Annotated in this window: 26 protein-coding genes; 18 read left to right on the plus strand and 8 right to left on the minus strand. The window is 63.2% G+C overall.

Annotation, left to right across the window (positions count from 1 at the left end; genetic code table 11):
* Window positions 1-6 precede the first annotated feature (6 nt).
* Complete coding sequence (locus LB577_RS15650; protein ID WP_224687382.1) at window positions 7-981, minus strand: adenosine deaminase; 975 nt, start codon at window positions 979-981, stop codon at window positions 7-9.
* A gap of 133 nt (window positions 982-1,114) precedes the next feature.
* On the opposite strand from LB577_RS15650, the gene ubiE reads away from it, so the two are divergent.
* The 6 genes from ubiE (at window position 1,115) to LB577_RS15680 (ending at window position 6,527) form a co-directional block, all read left to right on the plus strand.
* Window positions 1,115-1,891 (plus strand): bifunctional demethylmenaquinone methyltransferase/2-methoxy-6-polyprenyl-1,4-benzoquinol methylase UbiE, encoded by a 777-nt coding sequence (gene ubiE / locus LB577_RS15655; RefSeq protein ID WP_224687383.1) that lies wholly within the window; start codon window positions 1,115-1,117, stop codon window positions 1,889-1,891.
* Window positions 1,892-1,961: 70 nt separating this feature from the next.
* Window positions 1,962-3,536 (plus strand): 2-polyprenylphenol 6-hydroxylase, encoded by a 1,575-nt coding sequence (gene ubiB, locus LB577_RS15660; RefSeq protein WP_224687384.1) that lies wholly within the window; start codon window positions 1,962-1,964, stop codon window positions 3,534-3,536.
* A gap of 89 nt (window positions 3,537-3,625) precedes the next feature.
* Window positions 3,626-5,077, plus strand: coding sequence for a bifunctional phosphopantothenoylcysteine decarboxylase/phosphopantothenate--cysteine ligase CoaBC (gene coaBC / locus LB577_RS15665; RefSeq protein ID WP_224687385.1), 1,452 nt, complete (start codon window positions 3,626-3,628; stop codon window positions 5,075-5,077).
* 287 nt (window positions 5,078-5,364) lie between these two features.
* A complete protein-coding gene (locus LB577_RS15670) occupies window positions 5,365-5,673 on the plus strand; it encodes a hypothetical protein (RefSeq protein WP_224687386.1) in 309 nt (102 codons plus the stop codon).
* 128 nt (window positions 5,674-5,801) lie between these two features.
* Window positions 5,802-6,278: an NUDIX hydrolase gene (locus tag LB577_RS15675; RefSeq protein WP_224687387.1), complete on the plus strand. Its 477-nt coding sequence runs from the start codon at window positions 5,802-5,804 to the stop codon at window positions 6,276-6,278.
* A 9-nt stretch (window positions 6,279-6,287) separates the two neighbouring features.
* The gene (locus LB577_RS15680; protein WP_224687388.1) at window positions 6,288-6,527 is read left to right on the plus strand and encodes a hypothetical protein; all 240 of its coding nucleotides are present in this window, start codon (window positions 6,288-6,290) and stop codon (window positions 6,525-6,527) included.
* On the opposite strand, the gene LB577_RS15685 is transcribed toward LB577_RS15680, so the two are convergent.
* Window positions 6,524-7,057, minus strand: coding sequence for a GNAT family N-acetyltransferase (locus tag LB577_RS15685; protein ID WP_224687389.1), 534 nt, complete (start codon window positions 7,055-7,057; stop codon window positions 6,524-6,526). The genes LB577_RS15680 and LB577_RS15685 overlap by 4 nt on opposite strands.
* Before the next feature lie 219 nt (window positions 7,058-7,276).
* Here LB577_RS15685 and LB577_RS15690 point away from each other — a divergent pair, with 219 nt between their 5' ends.
* Complete coding sequence (locus LB577_RS15690) at window positions 7,277-7,732, plus strand: DUF2214 family protein (protein ID WP_224687390.1); 456 nt, start codon at window positions 7,277-7,279, stop codon at window positions 7,730-7,732.
* Here LB577_RS15690 and nth read toward each other — a convergent pair.
* A complete protein-coding gene (gene nth, locus LB577_RS15695) occupies window positions 7,729-8,529 on the minus strand; it encodes an endonuclease III (RefSeq protein WP_224687391.1) in 801 nt (266 codons plus the stop codon). The two genes, LB577_RS15690 and nth, sit on opposite strands and share 4 nt — an antisense overlap.
* A gap of 22 nt (window positions 8,530-8,551) precedes the next feature.
* On the opposite strand from nth, the gene LB577_RS15700 reads away from it, so the two are divergent.
* A complete protein-coding gene (locus LB577_RS15700; RefSeq protein ID WP_224687392.1) occupies window positions 8,552-9,046 on the plus strand; it encodes a DUF2244 domain-containing protein in 495 nt (164 codons plus the stop codon).
* Window positions 9,047-9,107: 61 nt separating this feature from the next.
* Here the strand turns inward: LB577_RS15700 and LB577_RS15705 are convergent, their stop codons facing one another.
* Window positions 9,108-9,923 carry a class I SAM-dependent methyltransferase gene (locus tag LB577_RS15705; RefSeq protein WP_023768784.1) on the minus strand — a complete coding sequence of 272 codons (816 nt, stop codon included), beginning with the start codon at window positions 9,921-9,923 and terminating at the stop codon, window positions 9,108-9,110.
* 115 nt (window positions 9,924-10,038) lie between these two features.
* Here LB577_RS15705 and LB577_RS15710 point away from each other — a divergent pair, with 115 nt between their 5' ends.
* The 8 genes from LB577_RS15710 (at window position 10,039) to LB577_RS15745 (ending at window position 16,196) form a co-directional block, all read left to right on the plus strand.
* Complete coding sequence (locus LB577_RS15710) at window positions 10,039-10,917, plus strand: methylated-DNA--[protein]-cysteine S-methyltransferase (RefSeq protein ID WP_224687393.1); 879 nt, start codon at window positions 10,039-10,041, stop codon at window positions 10,915-10,917.
* Between the two features lie 220 nt (window positions 10,918-11,137).
* Window positions 11,138-11,608 carry a hypothetical protein gene (locus LB577_RS15715; RefSeq protein ID WP_023779278.1) on the plus strand — a complete coding sequence of 157 codons (471 nt, stop codon included), beginning with the start codon at window positions 11,138-11,140 and terminating at the stop codon, window positions 11,606-11,608.
* Between the two features lie 20 nt (window positions 11,609-11,628).
* Window positions 11,629-12,021, plus strand: coding sequence for a hypothetical protein (locus LB577_RS15720; protein ID WP_224687394.1), 393 nt, complete (start codon window positions 11,629-11,631; stop codon window positions 12,019-12,021).
* Window positions 11,988-12,503: a hypothetical protein gene (locus tag LB577_RS15725; RefSeq protein ID WP_224687395.1), complete on the plus strand. Its 516-nt coding sequence runs from the start codon at window positions 11,988-11,990 to the stop codon at window positions 12,501-12,503. Before LB577_RS15720 ends, LB577_RS15725 begins: the two co-directional genes overlap by 34 nt.
* Window positions 12,478-12,960, plus strand: coding sequence for a hypothetical protein (locus LB577_RS15730; RefSeq protein WP_224687396.1), 483 nt, complete (start codon window positions 12,478-12,480; stop codon window positions 12,958-12,960). The genes LB577_RS15725 and LB577_RS15730 overlap by 26 nt, the downstream gene beginning before the upstream one ends.
* A gap of 153 nt (window positions 12,961-13,113) precedes the next feature.
* Complete coding sequence (locus LB577_RS15735; RefSeq protein ID WP_224687397.1) at window positions 13,114-14,019, plus strand: ribokinase; 906 nt, start codon at window positions 13,114-13,116, stop codon at window positions 14,017-14,019.
* A gap of 1 nt (window position 14,020) precedes the next feature.
* Complete coding sequence (locus LB577_RS15740; protein ID WP_224687398.1) at window positions 14,021-15,466, plus strand: amidase; 1,446 nt, start codon at window positions 14,021-14,023, stop codon at window positions 15,464-15,466.
* Window positions 15,467-15,581: 115 nt separating this feature from the next.
* A complete protein-coding gene (locus LB577_RS15745; RefSeq protein WP_224687399.1) occupies window positions 15,582-16,196 on the plus strand; it encodes a LysE family translocator in 615 nt (204 codons plus the stop codon).
* A gap of 48 nt (window positions 16,197-16,244) precedes the next feature.
* On the opposite strand, the gene LB577_RS15750 is transcribed toward LB577_RS15745, so the two are convergent.
* On the minus strand, window positions 16,245-17,186 hold the full coding sequence (locus tag LB577_RS15750; RefSeq protein ID WP_224687400.1) for a nucleoside hydrolase: 942 nt from the start codon (window positions 17,184-17,186) through the stop codon (window positions 16,245-16,247).
* 303 nt (window positions 17,187-17,489) lie between these two features.
* On the opposite strand from LB577_RS15750, the gene LB577_RS15755 reads away from it, so the two are divergent.
* Both LB577_RS15755 and LB577_RS15760 read left to right on the plus strand, forming a co-directional pair.
* Window positions 17,490-17,915, plus strand: a complete 426-nt coding sequence (locus LB577_RS15755) for an Hsp20 family protein (RefSeq protein WP_013893014.1) — start codon at window positions 17,490-17,492, stop codon at window positions 17,913-17,915.
* Window positions 17,916-17,991: 76 nt separating this feature from the next.
* Window positions 17,992-18,246: a DUF1150 family protein gene (locus LB577_RS15760; protein ID WP_013893013.1), complete on the plus strand. Its 255-nt coding sequence runs from the start codon at window positions 17,992-17,994 to the stop codon at window positions 18,244-18,246.
* Between the two features lie 153 nt (window positions 18,247-18,399).
* Here the strand turns inward: LB577_RS15760 and ptsN are convergent, their stop codons facing one another.
* From ptsN to rpoN, 3 genes are all read right to left on the minus strand, one after another.
* The gene (gene ptsN / locus LB577_RS15765; RefSeq protein WP_013893012.1) at window positions 18,400-18,864 is read right to left on the minus strand and encodes a PTS IIA-like nitrogen regulatory protein PtsN; all 465 of its coding nucleotides are present in this window, start codon (window positions 18,862-18,864) and stop codon (window positions 18,400-18,402) included.
* 82 nt (window positions 18,865-18,946) lie between these two features.
* Window positions 18,947-19,531, minus strand: a complete 585-nt coding sequence (hpf, locus tag LB577_RS15770; RefSeq protein WP_023764055.1) for a ribosome hibernation-promoting factor, HPF/YfiA family — start codon at window positions 19,529-19,531, stop codon at window positions 18,947-18,949.
* Window positions 19,532-19,876: 345 nt separating this feature from the next.
* The gene (gene rpoN, locus LB577_RS15775) at window positions 19,877-21,403 is read right to left on the minus strand and encodes an RNA polymerase factor sigma-54 (protein WP_023764054.1); all 1,527 of its coding nucleotides are present in this window, start codon (window positions 21,401-21,403) and stop codon (window positions 19,877-19,879) included.
* Between the last annotated feature and the right edge of the window lie 284 nt (window positions 21,404-21,687).

The following is a 21,687-nucleotide window of genomic DNA, read 5'->3' on the forward strand; positions in this document are numbered from 1 at the left end:
CAGAAATCAGCGCGCCACCGCGTTCAACCGGGCAAGAAGCGCGGACTTGGTCTTGCGATCGGCGAAAGCGGCCTCGATCGCCGTTCGGGTGACGGCGGCCAGCGCTTTCTCGCTCATCGCGAAATGTTCGGCGGCGATGTCGTATTCGCGCTTCAGCGAGGTCCAGAAATAGGGCGGGTCGTCGGAGTTGAGCGTCACCTTGCAGCCGGCGGCCTTGAGCGCCGGAAACGGATGATCGGCAAAACTGTCGAACACTTTGAGCGCGATGTTGGAACCCGGGCAGCACTCCAAGACGACGCCTTCATCCGCGATGCGCCGGACAAGATCCGGGTTTTCGATGGCGCGCACGCCATGGCCGATGCGCGAGGGACGGATATGGTCCAGCGCGGCCTGGACGGTCTCCCAGCCGGTCAGTTCGCCGGCATGGACGGTGATGCCGAGCCCGGCCTCGCGGGCGATCTCGAAAGCCCTGACATAGTCCTCCATGTCGCCCATGCGTTCATCGCCGGCGACACCGAAGCCGGTGACCAGCGGATGCCCGCAGCGCGCCGCGAAGCGCGCCGCCCGCTCGATCGATTCCACGCCGACATGACGCACGCCGGTGACGATCATGCGGCCCTCGATGCCTGTCTTGGCCTTGGCGCGCAGCATGCCTTCGCCGAGCGCGTCGGTATAGGCCTTGGGGGACAGCCCGGCTTTCTCCGCATGGTCCGGCGAGGTGAAGACCTCGGAATAGATGGCGCCGTCACGGGCCAGGCTGGTCAGATAATGGTCGGCCAGCCGCGCATAATCCTCCTCGGTCCGAAACAGGTCGGAGGAGAAGTCATACGCCGCGAGAAAGGACGTGAAATCATGCCAGACGAAGGACCCATTCTGGATATAGGGCGAGGTATCCTTGCCGTATTTCTGCGCCTGGCGGATGACGAGTTCGGGCGCCGCTGCCCCTTCGATGTGGCAGTGCAGTTCCGCTTTCAAAGGCATTCAAACATCCCGTCGGTCAGTCCAGGTCTTGAAAACCAGCACCTGGAAGCGCGGCTGAACACCGCGCCTTAAACAATAGCGCCCGCACCATCGATCGGCTATGGTCCCGCCGGTTTTATGACGGATCAAAAAAATGTCAGTTGAGAGAACCACGGCCGCGGGGGGCATGGAAACCTCCTATGGTTTCAAGCGTGTAGGGGAAGGCGAAAAGCAGTCCCTGGTCAACGATGTTTTCCACAAGGTCGCCAACCGCTACGACCTGATGAACGATCTGATGTCGGGCGGCCTGCACCGGCTGTGGAAGGATGCCATGGTGACATGGCTGAACCCTCCGAAAAGAGTGGGCTGGAAGGTGCTCGACGTGGCCGGCGGCACCGGCGACATCGCGTTTCGCATCGTCGACGCAAGCCATGGCAACGCACATGCCACCGTACTCGACATCAATGGCTCGATGCTCGCTGTCGGCCGCGACAGGGCGCAGAAGAAAGGCTTGTCCGGCAACACCGACTTCGTCGAGGCCAATGCCGAGGACCTGCCTTTCGCCGACGCCACATTCGACGCCTACACCATCGCTTTCGGCATTCGCAACGTGCCGCATATCGACGTCGCTCTGGGTGAAGCGTTCCGCGTGCTGAAGCCGGGCGGCCGTTTCCTGTGCCTGGAATTTTCCGAGGTCGAGATGCCGCTGCTCGACCAGGTCTACGAAGCCTGGTCCTTCAACGCCATTCCCAAGATCGGCAAGATGGTCACCGGCGACGGCGAGCCTTATTCCTATCTGGTCGAATCGATCGCGAAATTCCCCAACCAGGCAAACTTTGCTTCCATGATCACCCACGCGGGCTTCGACCGCGTTTCCTTCCGCAATTATTCCGGCGGCATCGCGGCACTGCATTCGGGCTGGAAGCTTTGAGGTTCGACCGCATTTCCCATCCTCGATATGGCTCCTGTCGGTTTTTTGAACCGACCGGATGGATGCAGCCATGAGCAGCGTCGGCGCCGGTTTCAGGCTCGTGCGGGCCGGCTGGGTGCTGGTGCGCGAGGGCGTCGTCGCCGCCTTGCCGGGCGAGGAACTCTCAGGCCTGCCGAAACTCGGCTGGCGACTGGCGCGGCTGTTCACCCGCCGCCGCGCGCTGGCATATGAGCGCAGCGACCGGTTGGCCAAGGCGGTGGTCCGGCTCGGACCATCCTATGTCAAGCTCGGCCAGTTCCTCGCGACACGGCCCGATGTCGTCGGCAACGACATGGCGCTCGATCTCGCCATGCTGCAGGACAAGATGCACACCTTCCCGAAGATCGAGGCGGTCGCGGCCATCGAGGCTTCGCTCGGGCGCAAGATAGGCGATCTCTACACGCAATTCGGCGATCCGGTCGCCGCCGCCTCGATCGCCCAGGTCCATGCCGCCGAAACCGTCCAGGCTGGCGTCGCGACCAAGGTGGCGGTCAAGGTGATCCGGCCGGGCGTGCGCCGCCGCTTCTTCCAGGACCTCGAAAGCTATTTTCTAGCCGCGCGCCTGCAGGAGAAATACATCCCGTCGTCACGCCGGCTGCGGCCGGTGGAGGTGACCGAGACGCTGGCGCAGACAACCAGGATCGAGATGGATCTGCGCCTCGAGGCGGCGGCACTCTCGGAACTCGGCGAAAGCACCAGGAATGATCCTGGTTTTCGCGTGCCATCCGTCGACTGGGAGCGCACCGGCCGCGACGTGCTGACTATGGAGTGGGTCGACGGCGTCAAGATGAACGATATCGCAGGCCTTCATGCGGCGGGCCACGATCTCAAGGCGATCGCCACCAATCTCATCCAGTCCTTCCTGCGCCATACGTTGCGCGACGGCTTCTTCCATGCCGATATGCATCCGGGCAATTTGTTCGTCGAGGCAAACGGCACTATCGTCGCCGTCGATCTCGGCATCGCCGGCCGGCTCGGCAAGAAGGAGCGCCGCTTTCTCGCGGAAATCCTCTACGGCTTCATCACGCGCGACTATCTGCGCGTTGCCGAAGTCCATTTCGAGGCTGGCTACGTTCCGCGCCAGCACAATGTCTCGGCCTTCGCGCAGGCGATCCGCGCTATCGGAGAGCCGATCCATGGCCAGCCGGCCGAAACGATTTCGATGGCCAAGCTTCTGACGCTGCTGTTCGAGGTGACCGAGCTCTTCGACATGGCGACACGGCCTGAACTGATCCTGCTGCAGAAGACCATGGTGGTGGTCGAGGGCGTGGCGCGTACGCTCGATCCGGGCTTCAACATGTGGAAGACGTCCGAACCGGTCGTCGGCGGCTGGATATCAGGCAATCTCGGCCCGCGTGGCCTGATGGCCGATGCGCGCGACGGCGGCAAGGCGATGCTGGCGCTGCTTCGCCAGGTGCCTGAGCTTGCAGTGCGCACCGAGCGGCTGTCGCGCGAGATCGACCTGATGGCCGAGCACGGCCTGCGCTTCGACGAGAACACCGCCCGCGCCATCGGCAAGGCTGAAGCGCGCTACAGCCGCTCCGGCCGTATCGCGCTGTGGGTGATCGCGCTGACGCTGGTCTATATCGCCTGGAAGATCTTTTAGGCTCGGCTATCGGCATGGCGCCATACCTTGCGAGCATTTGATTGCATTGATATCATTGCAATCGATCGATCTCGGCAAAGTGCAATCATATGGCTAGCATCACGATCCGCAATCTCGACGATGAAGTCAAGGAACTGCTGCGCCGACTGGCGGCGGAAAATAGCCGTTCCATGGAAGAACAGGCGCGGGTGATGATCCGGGCCGCTGTCGACCGCCAGATCGTGCCTGAAGAGACCCTGCGCGAGCTGACGAGCGTGCACGGCACGGCGATCCCGGCTGCTGCCCCGGCAGGCAAGATGTCGCCGCGCGGCGCCCTTTCCGGCAAACGCATCCTGCTCATCATCGGCGGTGGCATCGCCGCCTATAAATCGCTCGATCTCATCCGCCGGCTGCGCGAACGCGGTGCCGCGGTGCGCGTGGTCGTGACATCGGCGGCGCAGGAATTCGTCACCACATTGTCGGTCGGCGCGCTCTCGGCCGATCATGTCTTCACCGAACTGTTCGACCGCAATGACGAGCACGATGTCGGCCACATCAGGCTGTCGCGCGAAGCCGACCTTTTGGTGGTCGCTCCCGCCACCGCCGACCTGATGGCAAAGCTCGCCAATGGCCATGCCAACGATCTTGCCTCGACAGTGCTCATCGCCACCGACAAGCCGGTGCTGATGGCGCCCGCCATGAACCCCAGGATGTGGTCACACCCCGCTACCCGCCGCAATCGCGCGACGCTGGGCAAGGATGGCGTCGGCTTCGTCGGCCCGGCCAAAGGCGAGATGGCCGAGAGCAACGAGGCCGGCGAAGGCCGCATGGCCGAACCGCTGGAGATCGTGGCCGCCGTCGAGGCGCTGCTCGATGTCGGCCCGAAGCCGCTGGCGGGGCGCAAGATCATCGTCACCTCCGGCCCGACGCACGAGCCGATCGACCCGGTGCGCTATATCGCCAACCGTTCGTCCGGCAAGCAGGGCCATGCGATCGCCGCCGCATTGGCAAGGCTTGGCGCCGACGTGCGCCTCGTCTCCGGTCCTGTCGGCATCGCCGACCCCGCCGGCGTGACGACTATCCATGTCGAACGTGCACAGGAAATGCGTGAGGCGGTGGAACAACTCCTGCCCGCCGACGCGGCGGTGTTCGTAGCCGCCGTCGCCGACTGGCGCACGGAAAATTCGGCAGATGAAAAGATCAAGAAAGTGGCTGGCGAGGGGCCACCGGTACTGCGCATGGTCGAAAACCCCGACATCCTTGCAGGGGTCGGCCACCACAAGCAGCGGCCCCGCCTTGTCGTCGGCTTCGCGGCCGAGACCCAGGATCTCCTGCGCAACGCCGAAGCCAAGCTTTCGAAGAAGGGCGCCGATTTCATCGTCGCCAACGATGTGTCGCAGGAAAGCGGCATCGGCGCTTCGGGCGTGATGGGCGGTGATCGCAACCGGGTGCGGATCGTGTCCGAGGCCGGCGTCGAGGAATGGCCCGAGATGACCAAGGACGAGGTGGCGGCACGGCTCGCCGCCCTCATCGCCGAGCGGTTGAAAACGATCGTCGTGTAGGCGTTTCCAGGAAAAGTGTGAAACGTTTTCCCCGGGAAAAGCGCATAGCGCTTTCCCTTGGGAATTGGGTCAAAACAAAGAGTTAGAGCAGTTCACCGGTTCCGTTCACAGTGAACTGCTCCGTCAATTGGACAGGAGTTCCGCGGTTCGAGCCAGCTGCTGGGTTGCCGGGCAGATTCTCCGCCGCCGCGAAGGCAATCCAGGGCGATCCATGTGCCGGCCATGGCATCGCCGGACAAACGCCCTATATGCAAGGGATGAACAGGATTTTTTGCAGGAACGAGCGAATGTCAGCGCGTCGAACACCGGCGGCCGTTGCCGCGGCGCTACTGGCCGCTGTGGTCCTGGCGGGCTTTGGTCAATCTGCTTCCGCGCAGATCGTCATTCCCTCGGCCAACGGCAATGCCCAGATCCAGCAGAACGACCTGCAGGCCTTGCAGAACCGGGTTCAGCGCCAGCAATTCCAGCAGCAGCAGCAACAGTATCGTGCCCAGGACCGCGTGGTCGTCCAGCCGCCGCAGCCGGTCGTGCCGCGGGTCAAGCCGAGCTGTCAGACGCAGATAATTGGCAACACCGCCGTGAGCACCTGCCGCTGACAGGCGGCTACCTTCTTTTATTTAGCCGACTTACATGGTAGGGGCCTTCAAGTGCCCCTGCGGCAGTTTGGGTTTTGCAAAGTTGCCGCATCACGCTATGGGGCACTGCACCGACTGGATTTTTACGAATGGCAGCCACCAAGAAAAAGGCCGTGCGCAAAGCCAAGAAGGGCGAGAGGATCCGCCAGGTGGCGGCTATCCCCTTTCGGCTGAACGCGCACGGCGACATCGAGGTGATGCTGGTCACGTCGAGAACGACGAGACGCTTCATCGTGCCCAAGGGCTGGCCTATGAAAGGCAAGAGCGGGCGCAAGGCGGCCACCATCGAGGCGCAAGAGGAAGCCGGCGTGCTCGGCAGGACGCTGAAGCAACCGGCGGGCCTCTATTCCTACTGGAAGCGGCTGGCCAACCGTTTTGTCCGCGTCGACGTCATCGTCTATCTGCTTGAAGTGACGGAAGAGCTTGCCGACTGGCAGGAAGCCAAGCGGCGGCAGCGGGCCTGGCTGGCGCCGGCCGACGCCGCGATGCTCATCGATGAACCTGATCTCTCGACGCTGGTGAAGACCTTGAAACTTCCCGAGCCCGCGCCGGTCGACGCAGCCTGAGGCAAGGCCATGGGCAAGCGCACCATCGCCGAGGTCGTCGAAAGCGACGGCATCGCAGCCGCTCTGCCGGCGATCGGCGTCGACTATGCCCAGGGCTATGGGATCGCCATGCCGCAGCCCTTCGATGCCTCGGCGGTGCTGCTCGGCCCGAGAAGCACTCCAGCCACAGCCGACACCGCCGATCCTTGGGCCGATCAGGCGCGCAAGCTGCGCCGCAAGGCGGGCCAAGGTCCCCAATCCCGGTTTTAAGGCTGCCGCTCCAGCAGGACGGTCGGGGCGTCGTGATAGGTGGTCCGAACCACTTCCCGGTAGCCGCACTTCGTCGCGACGTTCAATGAGGCGGTATTCTCCGGATCGATGATGCAGACGGTTTTCGTGCGCCCGAATGTCTCTTCGCCCCATGAAAGCACGCGGCCGACGACCTCGGTGGCAAGGCCAGCGCCATGCACCGTCGGCGCCAGCGCCCAGCCGGCCTCCGGGATACCCTCTATCGATGGCTGGATATCGCGCTTCAGGTCGTGAAAACCGGCCTCGCCGACGAAGCGGCCCGTCGCCTTCTCCTCGATGGCCCAGAAGCCGTAGCCCAGCAGCGACCACAGGCCGGCGTGGCGCAGGAAGCGCATCCAGCTTTCCTCGCGCGTGCGTGGCTTGCCGCCGATGAAGCGGGTGACGACCGGATCGGCCCACATGTCGACATAGGCATCGAAATCGCCGAGCCGGTGCGCCCGCAGGATGGTTCGCTGCGTCTCGATGAACGGAACGCCGTGCGGATTGGTCATGATGATCTGCCTCGCTGGTCGTCAGCGCTTACCAAATCGCCGCTGCGGCGCAAGGGCCAGGGCGACACGCGCCATCATCCAGGCCGCCGTGGCGCTACACAAGCTCGCTCTGGGAATTTTGTCCGGGAGTGTTATTTTCCCGGCAGGCAGATTCGAGCATCCTTCAGGGCAATCTTTTCAGACGTGGACTGGGCCGTCGTCAAACCCAGGGGAATGAGAATGGACACCACCGACCTTGTGCTTGCCATCGTCCATCATCTGCTGGTGTTTTCCCTAGCGGGCATCATTGGCGCCGAGTTCGTGCTGATCCGCGGCGACCTCGCCGCCGCCACGCTCAAGCGGCTCGCTGGCATCGACCGCCACTATGGCATCATCGCCGCGCTTATCATCATCGTCGGCATCGGCCGTGTCTTCTGGGGCCTCAAGGGTTGGGAATTCTACGTCTACAACTGGGTGTTCTGGGCCAAGATGGCGGCGTTTGGTGTTGTCGGCCTGCTGTCGATCATCCCGACCGTCCGTTTCATCTCCTGGAACAGGCAGGCCAGCGCCAATCCAGCCTTCGCCGTGCCAGCAAGCGAACTGGCTTCGGTCAAGACCTATATCTGCGCCGAAGCCTTCGTCTTCCTGCTGATCCCGGTCTTCGCGGCGGCAATGGCGCGCGGCTACGGCTACTAACCAGCGGCAACCGTTTCGAGCGGAGCGATCGGCACCAGGGGGGCCGGAATGCCGGTCGTCTTCACCTCCGCCTTGCAGATGTCGGCGATGACGCAGGCCGGGCAATCCGGCTTGCGCGCCTTGCAGACATAGCGGCCATGCAGGATCAGCCAGTGATGTGCATGGCGCATGTATTCGTCCGGGATTATCCTTAGCAGCCCCTGCTCGACCTGCTCCGGCGTCTTGCCGGGCGCCAGCCCGAGCCGGTTACCGATCCGGAAAATATGCGTATCGACCGCCATCGTATGCTGGCCGAAGGCCATGTTGAGCACGACATTGGCGGTCTTGCGCCCGACCCCGGGCAGCTTGACCAGCTCGTCGCGGTCGTCAGGCACCGCGCCGCCATGGTCGCGGATCAGCGCTTCGGACAGCGCGATGACGTTCTTGGCCTTGTTGCGCCACAGACCGATGGTTCTGATGTGGTCGCCGACCTTGGCCTCACCCAGCGCCAGCATCTTCTGCGGCGTATCGGCGGCCTTGAACAGGGCCCGTGTCGCCTTGTTGACGCCGGCATCTGTCGCCTGCGCCGACAGCACCACCGCCACCAGCAGCGTGAAGGCGTTGATATGTTCGAGTTCGCCCTTCGGCTCCGGCCGCTGGACGGAAAAGCGCCGGAAAATCTCGTGCACTTCGGCCGGGCTGTAGCGCGACGAACCCCGTGCCGGACGTGGGCGCGGCTTGGCGTTTGAGCCGTCACGCCGGCCGGGCGCGAGTTCTTTTTTGGGCATGGAAGACTCTTTGGACTTGGGGCTCGCCATTCCCTTCCTATAATATCCAGTCATGAGCGACACAAACGCCTCATTCCAGGCCGACGAACCATTCTTCCAGGCGCTGCTGACCCCACACCGGTCGCTGGGCAGGACGGGTTTCTTCGTGCTGATGGGAGCGCTGCTGTTCGGCTGGCTGGTGACGGGCGCGTTTTTCCTGTCGCACGGCGCCTGGCCGGTGTTCGGCTTCTTCGGCCTCGACGTGGTCGCAGTCTACATCGCCTTCCGCGTCAACTATCGGGCTGCCCTCGCCCGCGAGGAGGTGTCGGTCTCACGCACCAGCCTCGACATCCGCAAGACCGCACCCTCCGGAAAATCGGAAGCGCATCGCTTCAATCCGTTCTGGGCAAGGTTTTCGGTCGCCCGACATGCCGAGATCGGGATCACCAGGATGACGGTCGAAGGACAAGGCCAGAACGTACCAATCGGCAGCTTTCTCGATCCCGATTCGCGCGAGACTTTTGCGACGGCCTTTTCGCGGGCGCTGGCGACCGCCAAGGCGCGCTAGAAGCAATTCCCCGAAAAGTTATGCAGCGCTTTCCTTGGGAAATTGCGGCAAACAAAGTGCTTCAGAACCTGTAGCGCAAAAGCCTGCCGATCTTGCGCAACGCGGGAATGTGCTTCCAGAGGCGAACGAACAGCTTGGCGGGCCAGCCCATGCGAGCAGCGTGTTCGGGCTTGTAGGCCGGGATATCCTCGACGAACCGCAGCTTCGGAACCGCCAGTTCCAGCTCGTGCGGATCCTCGATCGCCCAATGGACCTCGGCGCCTGTCGCCCTGACCGCCGGATTGAGGCGAAGCAGCTTCAGGCCGAAACGGCTATAGGCGTCGAATATCAACTCGCCGCCGGCAAGATGGGAGACAAGCCTCGAAAGCAGGCGCGGCCCTTCTTCGGCCGGGAGATAGGGCGTCAGCCCCTCCGCCACGACGATGGCTGCGCGGTTGCGCGGCATTTCAGCCAGCCAATCGGGATGGGTCAGCGACGAACCGACCAAATGGTAGCGATCGCGTGGCGGGTAAAGTTTGCGCCTGAGTTCGATGGCCTCGGGATAATCGACGTCGAACCAGTCCACGCCTGATGGTGGATCGACCCGAAAGACACGCGTATCGAGCCCGCAACCCAGATGCAGCACGATGGCGCCGGGATTTCTGGCCAGAAAATCCTGCACGTGGACGTCCAGCGTCTTGGCCCGGATCGCCAGGCCAATGCCGAGATTGACGTCGACCTTGAGCCTGGCAAAATCATAGTCGATCTTGCCAACCGCCTCGTCGGCGAAATGGTCCTCCAGCAGCGAATTGGGCAGCCGGCTCTCCAGCGCCTTGCCGTAGAGCGTCATCAGCAAGGTTTCCCTTTCCCCGGTCAGATGCACTTTCTCGCCAGCCATCGGTGCCTCGTGGTTCGAAATTGCGTGTCTATCTGGGTACGCGCCGCAAGAAGGCAAGTTTCGGGTGGCGATCGGCGCCCCAAGGGGCGATATTCCGGCTCAAGGAGATGCTTCCATGAGCACACACACAGCAGTCCTCGAAAAGGACATCACGCCGCAAGGCAGCGACTACGAGATCGTGCGCCGCGCCATCGAGAAGATCAGCCTCGACTACCGTGACCAGCCATCGCTGGAAGAACTGGCCGAGGAGGTCGGCGAGACACCGACCGGCCTGCAAAAACTCTTCACCCGCTGGGCCGGCCTGTCGCCCAAGGCGTTCCTCCAGGCAGTGACGCTGGACCATGCGCGCAGATTGCTCGATTCCGGCATGCCGCTGCTCGAAACCTCGTTCGAACTGGGCATGTCCGGCCCCGGCCGGCTGCATGACCTGTTCGTCACCCATGAGGCGATGTCGCCGGGCGACTACAAGACGCGCGGCGCGGGCCTCACCATTCGCTATGGCTACCACCCCTCGCCGTTCGGCACCGCCTTGATCATGGCCACCGACCGCGGGCTTGCCGGCCTTGCCTTCAGCGATCCGGGCGAGGAGCGCGCCGCCTTCGCCGACATGTCGAGCCGCTGGCCGAACGCCAACTATGTCGAGGACATGGCCGCGACCGGCCCCTATGCCGCGCGCATCTTCGAGCCGACGCTGTGGCGTCCCGATCAGCCGCTGCATGTCGTCATGATCGGTACCGACTTCCAGGTTCGTGTCTGGGAGGCGCTGCTCAAGATCCCGATGGGCAAGGCTCGCACCTATTCCTCGATCGCCGCCAGCATAGGCGCGCCAAGCGCCAGCCGGGCGGTCGGCGCCGCCAACGGCGCCAATCCGCTCTCCTTCGTGGTTCCCTGCCACCGCGCCATCGGCAAGTCCGGCGACCTCACCGGCTATCACTGGGGCCTGACCCGCAAACGCGCCATCCTTGGATGGGAGGCCGGGCAAGTGTCGTCGTGAATATCGATTTTCCAGTTTCCGCCGTATAAATCTACATATCCTTATAAACTGGAAGTATCGACAATAATTCTGCGGCGTTTTTCTTCCTTACAACCTACGACAACCCAGGGTTTGCGCAACAGGTACTTCAACTAACTATTTTAGTTTACTCTAAATTAACCACGATAAAGCGATGATGACCTATATTAATTCGGGCAATCCGGCTTAGTAGGAGGTCTCGATGAAGTTGTTTCGCGCTGCCTTCGGTGCAGCCATGTTGGTCGTCTGTATGGACCAGGCGGCGTTGGCCACGACGCAGAATGTCATTTTCAACGGCACGATCACAGCGACCTGTACGCTGGTGGTCGCCACCAATGGCACGATGACGGTGAGCCCCGATCTCCAGTCGCTGAGCTCGCATAACAGCGGTGGCTCGGCGGGGACGGTCACGCTCACCACCACCGGAGGTGTGTCGCTGAGCGTCGACCCGGTCACCATCACCACAGTGCCGGCCGCCGACACCACGGCCATCACCTGGACGCCAACCTATTCGGCGAGCGGTGCCCATACGATAGCGGAGACGGGCTCGGCCACCAGCCTGACCGCCCCCGGTGCCGATCTCGTCACGGTCCACCTCGCCGGCACCAAGGGCGGCAGCAACCGCTTCGCCTCTGGAAGCTATCAGGCAACGGTGACGGTGCGCTGCGAATAGCCCTCGGGAAGGAGGCATCCTTGACCTTTTCTGGAAGCTTGGCGACGGCGCTGGCCGTCGGCCTGATCCCTGTTGCCGCGGCGGCTCAGTCGATGTCGCCGATGCGCGGGGAGGTCAACAGTTTCACTGACGTCTTCGCGGTCCGCGTCTTCCCGGCCAATCCCTACGACCAGAAGATCAAGATCGAAGTCCACGTCTACGATCAGGATTTTCAGCCGGTGGAGGCCAAAATCTCTCCCAGTGTCTTCCAACTGGCTTCGCAGGCTTTCCGTCCCGTCCTTGTGGTCGTCCCCTTCGACGGCGCCCCCGACCGTAAAGTGCGTATCTGTACCGAAAGCATTCCCTTTCCCAATCAGCAGACCCAGATAAAGGCACAGATATGCGGAAAGTTCTTTGGACATCGGAAGTCCTGACGCTGGCACTCGCGGTTGCCTCGGCAAGCGCCGCGCCTGCTCTGGCCGAGGATGTCTACAACCTCAACCAGAACGAGAGCGGCTTCAACCTGCCCGGCGTCACCTTGCCCCAGGGCCAGGACGAGGTTCATGCCGCTGACGGCACCACTTGCCGCTCGGCGGTTTCGGGAAGCGGCGCCTATCTCGATCTCGGCGTCATCAGAGGCAACAGCCGGTCGAACAATGATGTCGCCACCTATGGCCGGGTCGTGATCCCGATCGGCCGGACGCCGAAGCGTCTCGACTGCAGCCGGCTCTATGAACTTGAAGTGCAGCGCCTGCAAATGGAACTGAAGCTGTTGAAGATGGGCGTCAATGTCGACCGCGGCACGACGGCAAGCGTTGCCACCACTGCGCCCACGGCCGCATCCCCCGGATGGGCCAATGAAGGCTGGAGCATCAGGACCGGAAATGGCGATGGCAGGAAAAAGAAGAAGAAATAACCGCGCGCTGCTGGCGATGGCCGCACTTGCCGGCCTTTGCCTTCCGGCGCAGGCCGCTGTCATCGGCACTTGCACCATCATGGTCGGGGCATCGGGAACGATGACCGCCAATCCGGCCATCGGCATACTGGGCTCCAGACAGGCAGGCGGATCGAGCGCCAGCGCCACCGTGGTGGCAAACTCCCTGCTGTGCTCAATACTCAACTTGCTGGACTGCTATTCCGTTTCGGCCCCGGCGCCTGCCGCATTCTCGTCCGCGCCGAGCGGTGGCGGCACCAACGTGACCTTCGCCTCGGTCTTCCGCCTGGATGGTGCTGGGGTCGACAACCCCGGCAGCGTGCCGCAGAGGGTCGCCAACGGAACGCACGGCTTGCAAGTCGACCTTACCGCCACCAAGTCGAGTGGAATCTTTCCTGCCGGCAGCTATCAGGGTACGGTCACCGTGCGCTGCGAATAGGCTCCGGCAGGACAAATCCGGCTGGACCACTCGCGTGGTCTGGCAAGCCGCGGCCTTACAGGCTAGCTTCCCGCGCGATTGGGGCGACGTGCGTCGGCAGCATGCGCAGACGACGCTCCGGCATCTTGAATTTGTACCGGCAGGAGGCCTTGCTTGATTATCGTTGTCGGCTCGATCAACCTCGATCTTATCGCCAATGTCGACCGATTGCCGAGCCCTGGCGAGACGGTGAGCGGCTCGAGTTTCGCCACCGCGCCCGGCGGCAAGGGCGCCAACCAGGCGCTGGCCGCCGCGCGCGCCGGTGGACAAGTGCGCATGGTGGGCGCCGTTGGCAAGGACAGCTTCGCCGCGGAGGCGCTGGCACTATTGCGCGACGGCAAGGTCGACCTGTCCGGCGTCGCCGAAACCTTTGCCTCGACGGGAACCGCGCTGATCATGGTCGGCGATGACGGCGAGAACATCATCGCCGTGGTGCCGGGCGCCAACGCTTCGGTCCTGCCCGGCGACCTCTCCAAGGCCTTTCTGAAAAAGGGCGACGTCGTGCTTTTGCAGCACGAGATCCCGCTGGCGACCGTCGATGCAGCACTCGACCAGGCCAGGGCGGCCGGCGCCATCACCGTGCTCAACACGGCGCCCTTCCAGGGCGAAGCAGCGGCTTTCCTCGGCAAGGCCGACTATGTGATCGCCAACGAGACGGAGTTCGACCTCTATGGCGAAGCGTTGAAGCTGAGCGGCCGCGACCGGGCGGCACGCATGCGCGACTTCGCGGCGGAAACCGGCCGCACCATCGTCGTCACGCTTGGCGGCGACGGCGTCATGGCGGCGACGCCAACCGATTTCCTGACCGTTCCGGCCATGAAGATCACGCCTGTCGATACGGTCGGCGCCGGCGACACCTTCTGCGGTTACTTCGCCGCTGGCCTGTCGTCCGGTCTCGCGCTCGAGGAGGCACTGGCACGCGCCGGTGCGGCCGGCTCGCTGGCCTGCTTGAAGCCCGGCGCCCAGCCGTCAATCCCTCGGGCTGGGGATGTCGATCAGGCTTTGCAGGAAAAGCGCTGAGATGCTGCGCCCCAAAACGAAACATGCCGTGCCGCCGGCCGGCGATATCTGCCGCCTGTCGGCGATCGACTTGGCAGCCGCGATCCGGCACAAGAAACTGTCCGTGCGCGAGGTGGCGGCGGCCTTCCTCGACCGCATCGAAGCGGTCAATCCGCTGGTCAACGCCATCGTCTCCTTGCGCGACCGTGGCGACATCCTGCGCGAGGCCGATGCGGCCGATAGTCGCCGGGAGGACGATACAGGCCCGCTCTTCGGCCTGCCGATCGCCATCAAGGACCTCGCCTCGACCACCGGCCTCAGAACCTCCTTCGGCTCGCCGATCTTCGCCGATTTCGTGCCGCAGGAAGACGATTTCTTCGTCGAGCGCATCCGCGACGCCGGAGCCATCATCATCGGCAAGACCAATGTCCCCGAATTCGGGCTCGGCTCGAACACCTACAACCCCGTATTCGGGCCGACGCTGAACGCTTTCGATCCGGCGCTCACCGCCGGCGGATCGAGCGGCGGCGCGGCGGTGGCGCTGGCGCTCGACATGGTGCCCGTCGCCGACGGCAGCGATTTCGGCGGCTCGCTGCGCAATCCGGCGGCCTGGAACAACGTCTACGGCTTCCGCCCGTCGCAGGGGCTTGTCCCCGGCGGGCCGGACCTCGAGGTCTTCCACGCACAGATGGGCGTTGACGGGCCGATGGGCCGCAATGTCGCCGACATGGCGCTGCTGCTCGACGTGCAGGCGGGCTACCATCCGCACGCGCCCTTGTCCTACGAGAAGCAAGGCTCGTTCCTCGACGGGCTTGCAACGCCGGCGAAAGGCGGCCGCGTCGCCTGGTTCGGCGATCTCGGCGGCCATCTGCCGGTCGAACCAGGCATCCTCGACCTCTGCGAGGCGGCACTGGGCCGGTTGGCGGAAGCATCCTTCCTGGCCGACCCCTTCAAGCCGGATTTCGATTTGGAGGGGCTGTGGCAGGCCTTCGTGATGCTGCGCCAGGCCAGCAGCGGCTGTGGGCTCAAAATACACTATGACGACCCTTCCAGGCGCGGCCTGCTGAAGCCGGAAGCCGTCTGGGAGGTGGAAAACGCAATGCGGCTGACGGCACCGCAGATCCGCGCGGCATCGGTCATCCGCACGTCCTGGCATCGGATGCTGCTGTCGATATTCGACCGCTTCGACCTCATCGCGCTGCCGACCGCGCAGGTCTTTCCCTTCGACGTCGGCACGCACTGGCCGCGCGAGGTCGCCGGCCGGGCGATGGACAGCTATCATCGCTGGATGCAGGTTTCGGCCTTCGCCACGCTGGGCGGCTGCCCGGCGGTCAACGTGCCCATTGGCTTCGACGACAAGGGCCGACCAATGGGCATGCAGCTGATCGGCCGGCCGCGCGGCGACCTCGCCGTGCTCCAGGCGGCGGCGGCCTATGAGGCGATACTGCCCTGGCAGGCCGGCGCCTGACCCGGGCGCATCGGCGTCTAGCGACGCCTCGCGCGCCGGCTTGCATCGCTATCGCCGCCATGCATTGATTGCCACCAGCCGCACCGCATCGGCGGCATTCCAAGGGAAAAAATCCATGTCGCTGGAACTCTACGCCGCCTATGTCCTCGCCTGCATCGTCATCATCCTTGTGCCCGGTCCGACCGTCACGTTGATCATCGCAAACAGCATCCGCCACGGCTCCCGCGCGGGCCTTGCCAATGTCGCCGGCACGCAGGCCGGGCTTGCGATCATGATCGCCATCGTCGGCATCGGCCTCAACACGCTGATCGCGGGCATGGGCCACTGGTTCGAATGGATCAGGCTGATCGGCGCCGCCTACCTGATCTGGATGGGCGTGCAGATGCTCTGCTCCAAGGGCACGCTGAATGCCGATGGAACCGCCAGGAAACCGCGCGGCGGCTTCTTCCTGCAGGGCCTGCTGGTGGCGCTGAGCAATCCCAAGACGCTGGTGTTCTTCGGCGCTTTCTTCCCGCAATTCATCGCGCCGCAAGGCAATTATTCGCTGCAGATCGTCGTCATGGGCCTCACCGCCATGATCTTCGCCGCCTTTTCGGATTCATCCTATGCGCTCGCCGCCGGCCGCGCCGGGCGCCTGCTGTCGGCCAGCCGTATCAAGCTCATGTCCAGGATCAGCGGCAGCTTCCTGGTCGGCGGCGGCCTGTGGCTGGCATTTTCACGGTCGAAGTGAAGCGGAACCTTGCCTCCTTCTCCCCTTGCGGGAGAAGGCAAAAGGGCCCTAAAGCCGCCCCAGCCTCTCCACCAGCAGCGCGAAAAATCCGTCATGGTCGATGTCGCGCATCACCATGGCGTTCTTTTCCCGATTGGTGACGCCCCACCAGTCGATGACGGTCATGCCCATGGTCAGCTCCGAAGCGGTTTCCACGCTGACGTTGCAGTTGCGGCCCTTGAACAGGTCCGGCTTCAACAAATAGGCGATGACGCAGGGATCGTGCAGCGGGCCGCCGTCGGTGCCGTATTTTTCCTCGTCGAAGCGCTCGAAGAATTCCAGCATCTCGGCGGCGGCGATGCCGACCTTGGTGCCGAGTTTGCGGAAGGCCTGCGTGCGCTTGGCTGTGGTCAGCGCCTTGTGGGTGACGTCGAGCGGCATCATCACGATCGGAATGCCGGACTTGAACACCAGGTCGGCCGCCTGCGGATCGACGTAGATGTTGAATTCGGCCGTCGGGGTGACGTTGCCGCCTTCGAAAAAGCCGCCGCCCATCAGCACGATTTCCTTGATGCGCGGCGCGATCCGCGGTTCGCGGATCAGCGCCAGCGCGATGTTGGTGAGCGGTCCGAGCGCGCAGAGCGTGATGGTGCCACTGTCTTCCTTCATCAGCGTCTCGACGATGAAGTCGACGGCATACTGCTCCTGCAGCTTCATCGTCGGTTCGGGCAATTGCGGCCCATTGAGGCCGGTCTTGCCGTGCACTGCCTCGGCGGTGACCAGTTCGCGCGCCAGCGGACGGATGGCGCCGGCATAGACATTGATGTCAGGCCGGCCGGCCAATTCGCAGACCTTGCGGGCATTCTTTTCGGTAAGCTTCAGCGGCACGTTGCCGGCGACGGCGGATATGCCGACGATCTCCAATTCGGGGCTGCCAAGCGCCAGCAGAATGGCGACGGCATCGTCCTGGCCGGGGTCGGTGTCGATGATGATCTTGCGTGGTTGCGGCATTTCAATTCCTTGTTTGGCTGGCCGTGAGCTCACCGGGTCGATCATGCGCCCGAAGGACGCCGAAACGTCTGCAAACTGCCGAACCGCTCGACCGGGAACGATCCCGACCCCAGCGCTTCTCCTTGCATCCGCGCGTCGTTTCAAGCGCCATGTCGATTATTCCTGTGAGTCCAGGGCCTGGTCTTTTTGGGCGGGTCTTTTGACGGCTTGAACTTGGTCGTGGGGCGGACCATATCAAGGGCAACGGGAAAAATGCCATCTGGGTTTTTCCACTTTATGTCGCTCTTCAGAGGACAGTGTAACATGAGCCGAATGACGCCTTTCTCCAGCCCGCTTCTCCTGGGTTTCGACGCCATGGAAAAGACGCTGGAACGTCTGGCGAAATCCGGCGACAGCTACCCTCCCTACAACATCGAACGGCTCAGCGGTGCCGACGGCAAGGCCGAAAGGCTGCGCATCACGCTCGCCGTCGCCGGTTTCGCCGAAAGCGATCTCGATGTGACAACGGAGGAAAACCAGTTGGTCGTGCGCGGCCGTCAGACCGACGACACCGAGCGCGAATTCCTCCACCGCGGCATTGCCGCGCGCCAGTTCCAGCGTTGCTTCGTGCTGGCCGACGGTATGCGGGTTATCGCGGCGGAACTGAAGAACGGCCTTTTGTCGATCGATCTCGATCGGCCGGAGTCCGAACGGCTGGTACGGAAAATAAACATATCGGTGAAAGACTGATCTTTACCGATGGCTCTCATGCGGGATGGCCTATGCCCCTGAAAAGGGCGGCGTCTTCGCGCCAAGGAGGCTTGAAATGACCAGAACTGAAAATATCACCATGACCAATGGCGAATTCGCCCATCTCGGCGAGGGCTCCGTCGCTTATTTGCGCAAGGTCTCGAGCGATGAACTGCTCGGCCGCTTCCCTAATATTGGTGAAATCGCGCCCGGCATGGAATTGTGGGCCCTGTTTGCCGCCAATGGCCAGCCGATCCTGCTTTCCGACGCGCGTGACCGCGCGCTGGCCGGCGCCATGGAAAACGACCTGACCACCGTCGCCATTCATTAAGGCAATTCCAGGAAAAGTGTTTGGCGGTTTTCCCGGGAAAACGCATGGCGTTTTCCCTTGGGAATTGCGTCAAGACAAAAAACCGCCGGACTGGCCGGCTGAAACGAAAAGGGCCGCTCACCGCGGCCCTTGCATATCCGTTCAAAAAAGACATCAGGCGGCGTGCGAGGCCTGCGTATCCGACAAAAGCGCATGGATCGCCGTGGCATCGCGCGTACCCCTGACCTTGGCCACGGTGTCGGCGTCGCGCAGCACCCGGGCAATGCGCGACAGCGCCTTCAGGTGATCGGCGCCCGCCCCTTCCGGCGCCAGCAGCAGAAACACCAGATCGACAGGCTGGTCGTCCAGCGATTCGAAATCGACGGGCGTCTCCAGCCGGGCAAAAACACCGGCAATACGCTTCACGCCGGCCAGCTTGCCGTGCGGAATGGCGATGCCATTGCCGACGCCGGTCGAGCCCAGCCGCTCACGCTGCAGGATGGTGTCGAACACCTCCCGTTCCGGAATGCCCGAAATCGCCGCGGCACGCTCGGACAGCAACTGCAGAAGCTGCTTCTTGGAGTTCGCCTTCAACGCCGGCAAAATCGCCGGAACGCTGATAAGATCGCTCAGACCCATGCTTGAAAATCCCTTGTTCGCCTGCCGTCACCAGTCCCCACCCCTCGTGCGGCCGGCTTTTATCCCAGTGCGACCCTTGTCGTCACGCCTGTGAGACCTTGGTCGTGGACGGGTCGATCCAGCCGATATTTCCATCGGGCCGGCGATAGACGATGTTGAGATGGTCGGTTCCAGCGTTACGGAAGACGAAGACCGGGCTGTCCTTGGTGTCGAGTTCGATGACCGCAGACGCCACCGACATGGTCTTCAGCGTCATGGTCGATTCGGCGATGATGGCGGGCGCAAAATCCTCCGACATCTCCTCTTCGTCATCGGCAAGCGGCGCCATTACCGTATAGGCGATGTCGGTCAACTCACCGTTGCCGCCGCCTGAATTGTGCGATTTCAGCCGACGCTTGTAGCGCCGAAGCCGGGTCTCCAGCCGGTCCGCCGCCGTCTCGAATGCAAGCGTCGGATCCTGGGCATCACCTGTGGCCTGCAGCGAAGCGCCCGAATCCAGCCGGATCATGCAATCCGCCGAATAGCGCGAGCCCGATTTGATGACCGTGACATGTCCGGCGAAGCCGCGATCGAAATATTTGCCGATTGCTTCGCCGACACGATCGTTGATGCGTGTACGGAACGCATCGCCGATATCCATGTGTTTTCCCGATATGCGCAGATTCATCTGAAAACTGACCTTCCTTGCTCAGGCTTCAAACTGGCCGGAGTTTATACTCGTGGTCCGTGCGCACAAGCTTTGCGGCGTCACTCGCGCCGATTTAAATCCAAACTTTCCGGTTGATCACAAGCCGCCTTCTTGACCATCCCGAGGTCATTGTCGTGACGGACCATCCGCTAGCGGGCATCGAGCCCGTCTCATGCGGGCGGGCTTCTAGCCACTTCAATGCGGCTTGTCAATGAAGCTCGAAGGCTGTGGAAAATCGGGAGCGCCTGGAGCAGTTCGTCGTTTCGCGGAAACGCCGAACCGCTTCATCTCTTTGCCTTCACGCAATTCCCTCGGGAATTGCCTCTAGCGCCCGGCGCTGGCCAATGCCCGTTTCTCGCGCCGGCGCTGCACGGAGGATGGAATATTCATGCCTTCCCGGTATTTGGCGACCGTTCGCCGGGCAATATCGACGCCGCTTTCCCTGAGCATGTCGACGATCGCATCGTCCGACAGCACATCGACGGGTTTCTCCTCGTCGATCAGCTGCTTGATGCGGTCACGCACGGCTTCCGAGGAATGCGCGTCGCCGCCGCCCGATGCCGCGATCGAAGCGGTGAAGAAATAGCGCAGCTCGAACACACCGCGCGGGGTCAGCATGTATTTGTTCGCGGTGACCCGGCTCACGGTCGATTCGTGCATGCCGATGGCATCGGCCACCGTGCGCAGGTTGAGCGGCTTCAGGTGGCGCACGCCATGGACCAGGAAGGCATCCTGCTGGCGGACGATCTCCGAGGCCACTTTGAGGATCGTCTTTGCCCGCTGGTCCAGGCTGCGCGTCAGCCAGTTGGCGTTTTGCAGGCACTCGGCCAGGAAATCCTTTTCCGCCTGGTTCTTGGCGTGCGGAGAGACTTGGGCGAAATAGATATGGTCGACCAGCACGCGCGGCAGCGTTTCGGCATTGAGTTCGACGGTCCAGCTGCCGTCATTGGCCGCGCGCACCTCGACATCGGCGACGATGGCGTCGCTGGCGCCGCCGGAAAACGCCATGCCCGGCCGCGGATCGAGAGCCCGGATCTCGGCCAGCATGTCGAGCAGGTCTTCTTCGTCGACACCGCAGATCCGTTTCAGCGCGTGGAAATCGCGCCGCGCCAGCAGTTCGAGATTGGCGACCAGGGCCTTCATCGCCGGATCGAGCCGGTTACGCACGGCAAGCTGCAGCGACAGGCATTCTGCAAGATCGCGCGCGAACAGCCCCACCGGCTCGAAGGTCTGGCACACGGCCAGCACCTTGCCCACGGCCGCGGCGTCAGTACCCAGCCGCGTGGCGATCTCGGCGAGATCGACCCTGACATAGCCGGTTTCGTCGAGACCATCGGCGAGTTCCCTGGCGATCAGCCGCGCAGCGGGATCGACGAAGGCGAGCGCGATCTGCTCGCCGACATGGTCGCGCAGCGTGATGGCGCTCGCCGCCATGTCGCCGGCATCGAGCCCCTCGGACGAGGAGCCGCCGCCATTGCCCGAAGCTGATTTCCATTGCGCCGTCAGGTCAGGCCCGAGCCGCTCGCTGGTGCCCGGATCGTCGGGAAACAGGTTTTCCAGGGACGTATCGAGCTTGTCCGAGATCGCCTCGGCGCTCCAGCCCGCCTCGTTCTCGAACCAGTCGCCTTCGGCGGCCGCTTGCGGCTCCGCCTCGGCTTTCTGCGCCAGGTCGCCCACGGCATCGTCCTGCGGCTCGGCGCGCTCCAGGAGAGGGTTGCGCTCGATCTCCTCGTCGATGAAATGTTCGAGTTCGACATGGGTGAACTGCAGCAGCCGAATCGACTGCATCAGCTGCGGGGTCATCACCAGCGACTGCGATTGTCGGAGCTGTAGTTTGGCCGCCAACGCCATGGTTCGGTTTCAAACGCCTCGTCTACGCATCCGGACATCCGGAAAAGAATTTTCGCGGCCGGCCATAGAAACTGGCCCGGCTTTTGCTTGTCAAGGCAAAGGCTAGCAAAACCCGCTTACCGGAGCGTTATCCCGGAGCAAAATCGCGGAAAAACGGGCCGCAACGAGCAAAAAATCGTGTCAGGAAACAAATTTCACGCTGAGAGCGATTCCAGGAAAAGTTTGAGGGCCTTCCCGCGGCGCTTTCCCTAGGGAATTGCGTCACGACAAAAGGCTGAGCGGTT

The sequence above is a fragment of the Mesorhizobium sp. B283B1A genome (assembly GCF_020165735.1).
GTDB classification, from domain to species: Bacteria; Pseudomonadota; Alphaproteobacteria; order Rhizobiales; family Rhizobiaceae; genus Mesorhizobium; species Mesorhizobium opportunistum.

Excerpts from the sequence above, each read along its gene's own strand:
- LB577_RS15650 (WP_224687382.1), bottom strand. The coding sequence starts at position 981 with ATGCCTTTGAAAGCGGAACTGCACTGCCACATCGAAGGGGCAGCGGCG.
- ubiE (WP_224687383.1), top strand. The coding sequence starts at position 1,115 with ATGTCAGTTGAGAGAACCACGGCCGCGGGGGGCATGGAAACCTCCTAT.
- ubiB (WP_224687384.1), top strand. The coding sequence starts at position 1,962 with ATGAGCAGCGTCGGCGCCGGTTTCAGGCTCGTGCGGGCCGGCTGGGTG.
- coaBC (WP_224687385.1), top strand. The coding sequence starts at position 3,626 with ATGGCTAGCATCACGATCCGCAATCTCGACGATGAAGTCAAGGAACTG.
- LB577_RS15670 (WP_224687386.1), top strand. The coding sequence starts at position 5,365 with ATGTCAGCGCGTCGAACACCGGCGGCCGTTGCCGCGGCGCTACTGGCC.
- LB577_RS15675 (WP_224687387.1), top strand. The coding sequence starts at position 5,802 with ATGGCAGCCACCAAGAAAAAGGCCGTGCGCAAAGCCAAGAAGGGCGAG.
- LB577_RS15680 (WP_224687388.1), top strand. The coding sequence starts at position 6,288 with ATGGGCAAGCGCACCATCGCCGAGGTCGTCGAAAGCGACGGCATCGCA.
- LB577_RS15685 (WP_224687389.1), bottom strand. The coding sequence starts at position 7,057 with ATGACCAATCCGCACGGCGTTCCGTTCATCGAGACGCAGCGAACCATC.
- LB577_RS15690 (WP_224687390.1), top strand. The coding sequence starts at position 7,277 with ATGGACACCACCGACCTTGTGCTTGCCATCGTCCATCATCTGCTGGTG.
- nth (WP_224687391.1), bottom strand. The coding sequence starts at position 8,529 with ATGGCGAGCCCCAAGTCCAAAGAGTCTTCCATGCCCAAAAAAGAACTC.
- LB577_RS15700 (WP_224687392.1), top strand. The coding sequence starts at position 8,552 with ATGAGCGACACAAACGCCTCATTCCAGGCCGACGAACCATTCTTCCAG.
- LB577_RS15705 (WP_023768784.1), bottom strand. The coding sequence starts at position 9,923 with ATGGCTGGCGAGAAAGTGCATCTGACCGGGGAAAGGGAAACCTTGCTG.
- LB577_RS15710 (WP_224687393.1), top strand. The coding sequence starts at position 10,039 with ATGAGCACACACACAGCAGTCCTCGAAAAGGACATCACGCCGCAAGGC.
- LB577_RS15715 (WP_023779278.1), top strand. The coding sequence starts at position 11,138 with ATGAAGTTGTTTCGCGCTGCCTTCGGTGCAGCCATGTTGGTCGTCTGT.
- LB577_RS15725 (WP_224687395.1), top strand. The coding sequence starts at position 11,988 with ATGCGGAAAGTTCTTTGGACATCGGAAGTCCTGACGCTGGCACTCGCG.
- LB577_RS15730 (WP_224687396.1), top strand. The coding sequence starts at position 12,478 with ATGGCAGGAAAAAGAAGAAGAAATAACCGCGCGCTGCTGGCGATGGCC.
- LB577_RS15740 (WP_224687398.1), top strand. The coding sequence starts at position 14,021 with ATGCTGCGCCCCAAAACGAAACATGCCGTGCCGCCGGCCGGCGATATC.
- LB577_RS15745 (WP_224687399.1), top strand. The coding sequence starts at position 15,582 with ATGTCGCTGGAACTCTACGCCGCCTATGTCCTCGCCTGCATCGTCATC.
- LB577_RS15750 (WP_224687400.1), bottom strand. The coding sequence starts at position 17,186 with ATGCCGCAACCACGCAAGATCATCATCGACACCGACCCCGGCCAGGAC.
- LB577_RS15755 (WP_013893014.1), top strand. The coding sequence starts at position 17,490 with ATGAGCCGAATGACGCCTTTCTCCAGCCCGCTTCTCCTGGGTTTCGAC.
- LB577_RS15760 (WP_013893013.1), top strand. The coding sequence starts at position 17,992 with ATGACCAGAACTGAAAATATCACCATGACCAATGGCGAATTCGCCCAT.
- ptsN (WP_013893012.1), bottom strand. The coding sequence starts at position 18,864 with ATGGGTCTGAGCGATCTTATCAGCGTTCCGGCGATTTTGCCGGCGTTG.
- hpf (WP_023764055.1), bottom strand. The coding sequence starts at position 19,531 with ATGAATCTGCGCATATCGGGAAAACACATGGATATCGGCGATGCGTTC.
- rpoN (WP_023764054.1), bottom strand. The coding sequence starts at position 21,403 with ATGGCGTTGGCGGCCAAACTACAGCTCCGACAATCGCAGTCGCTGGTG.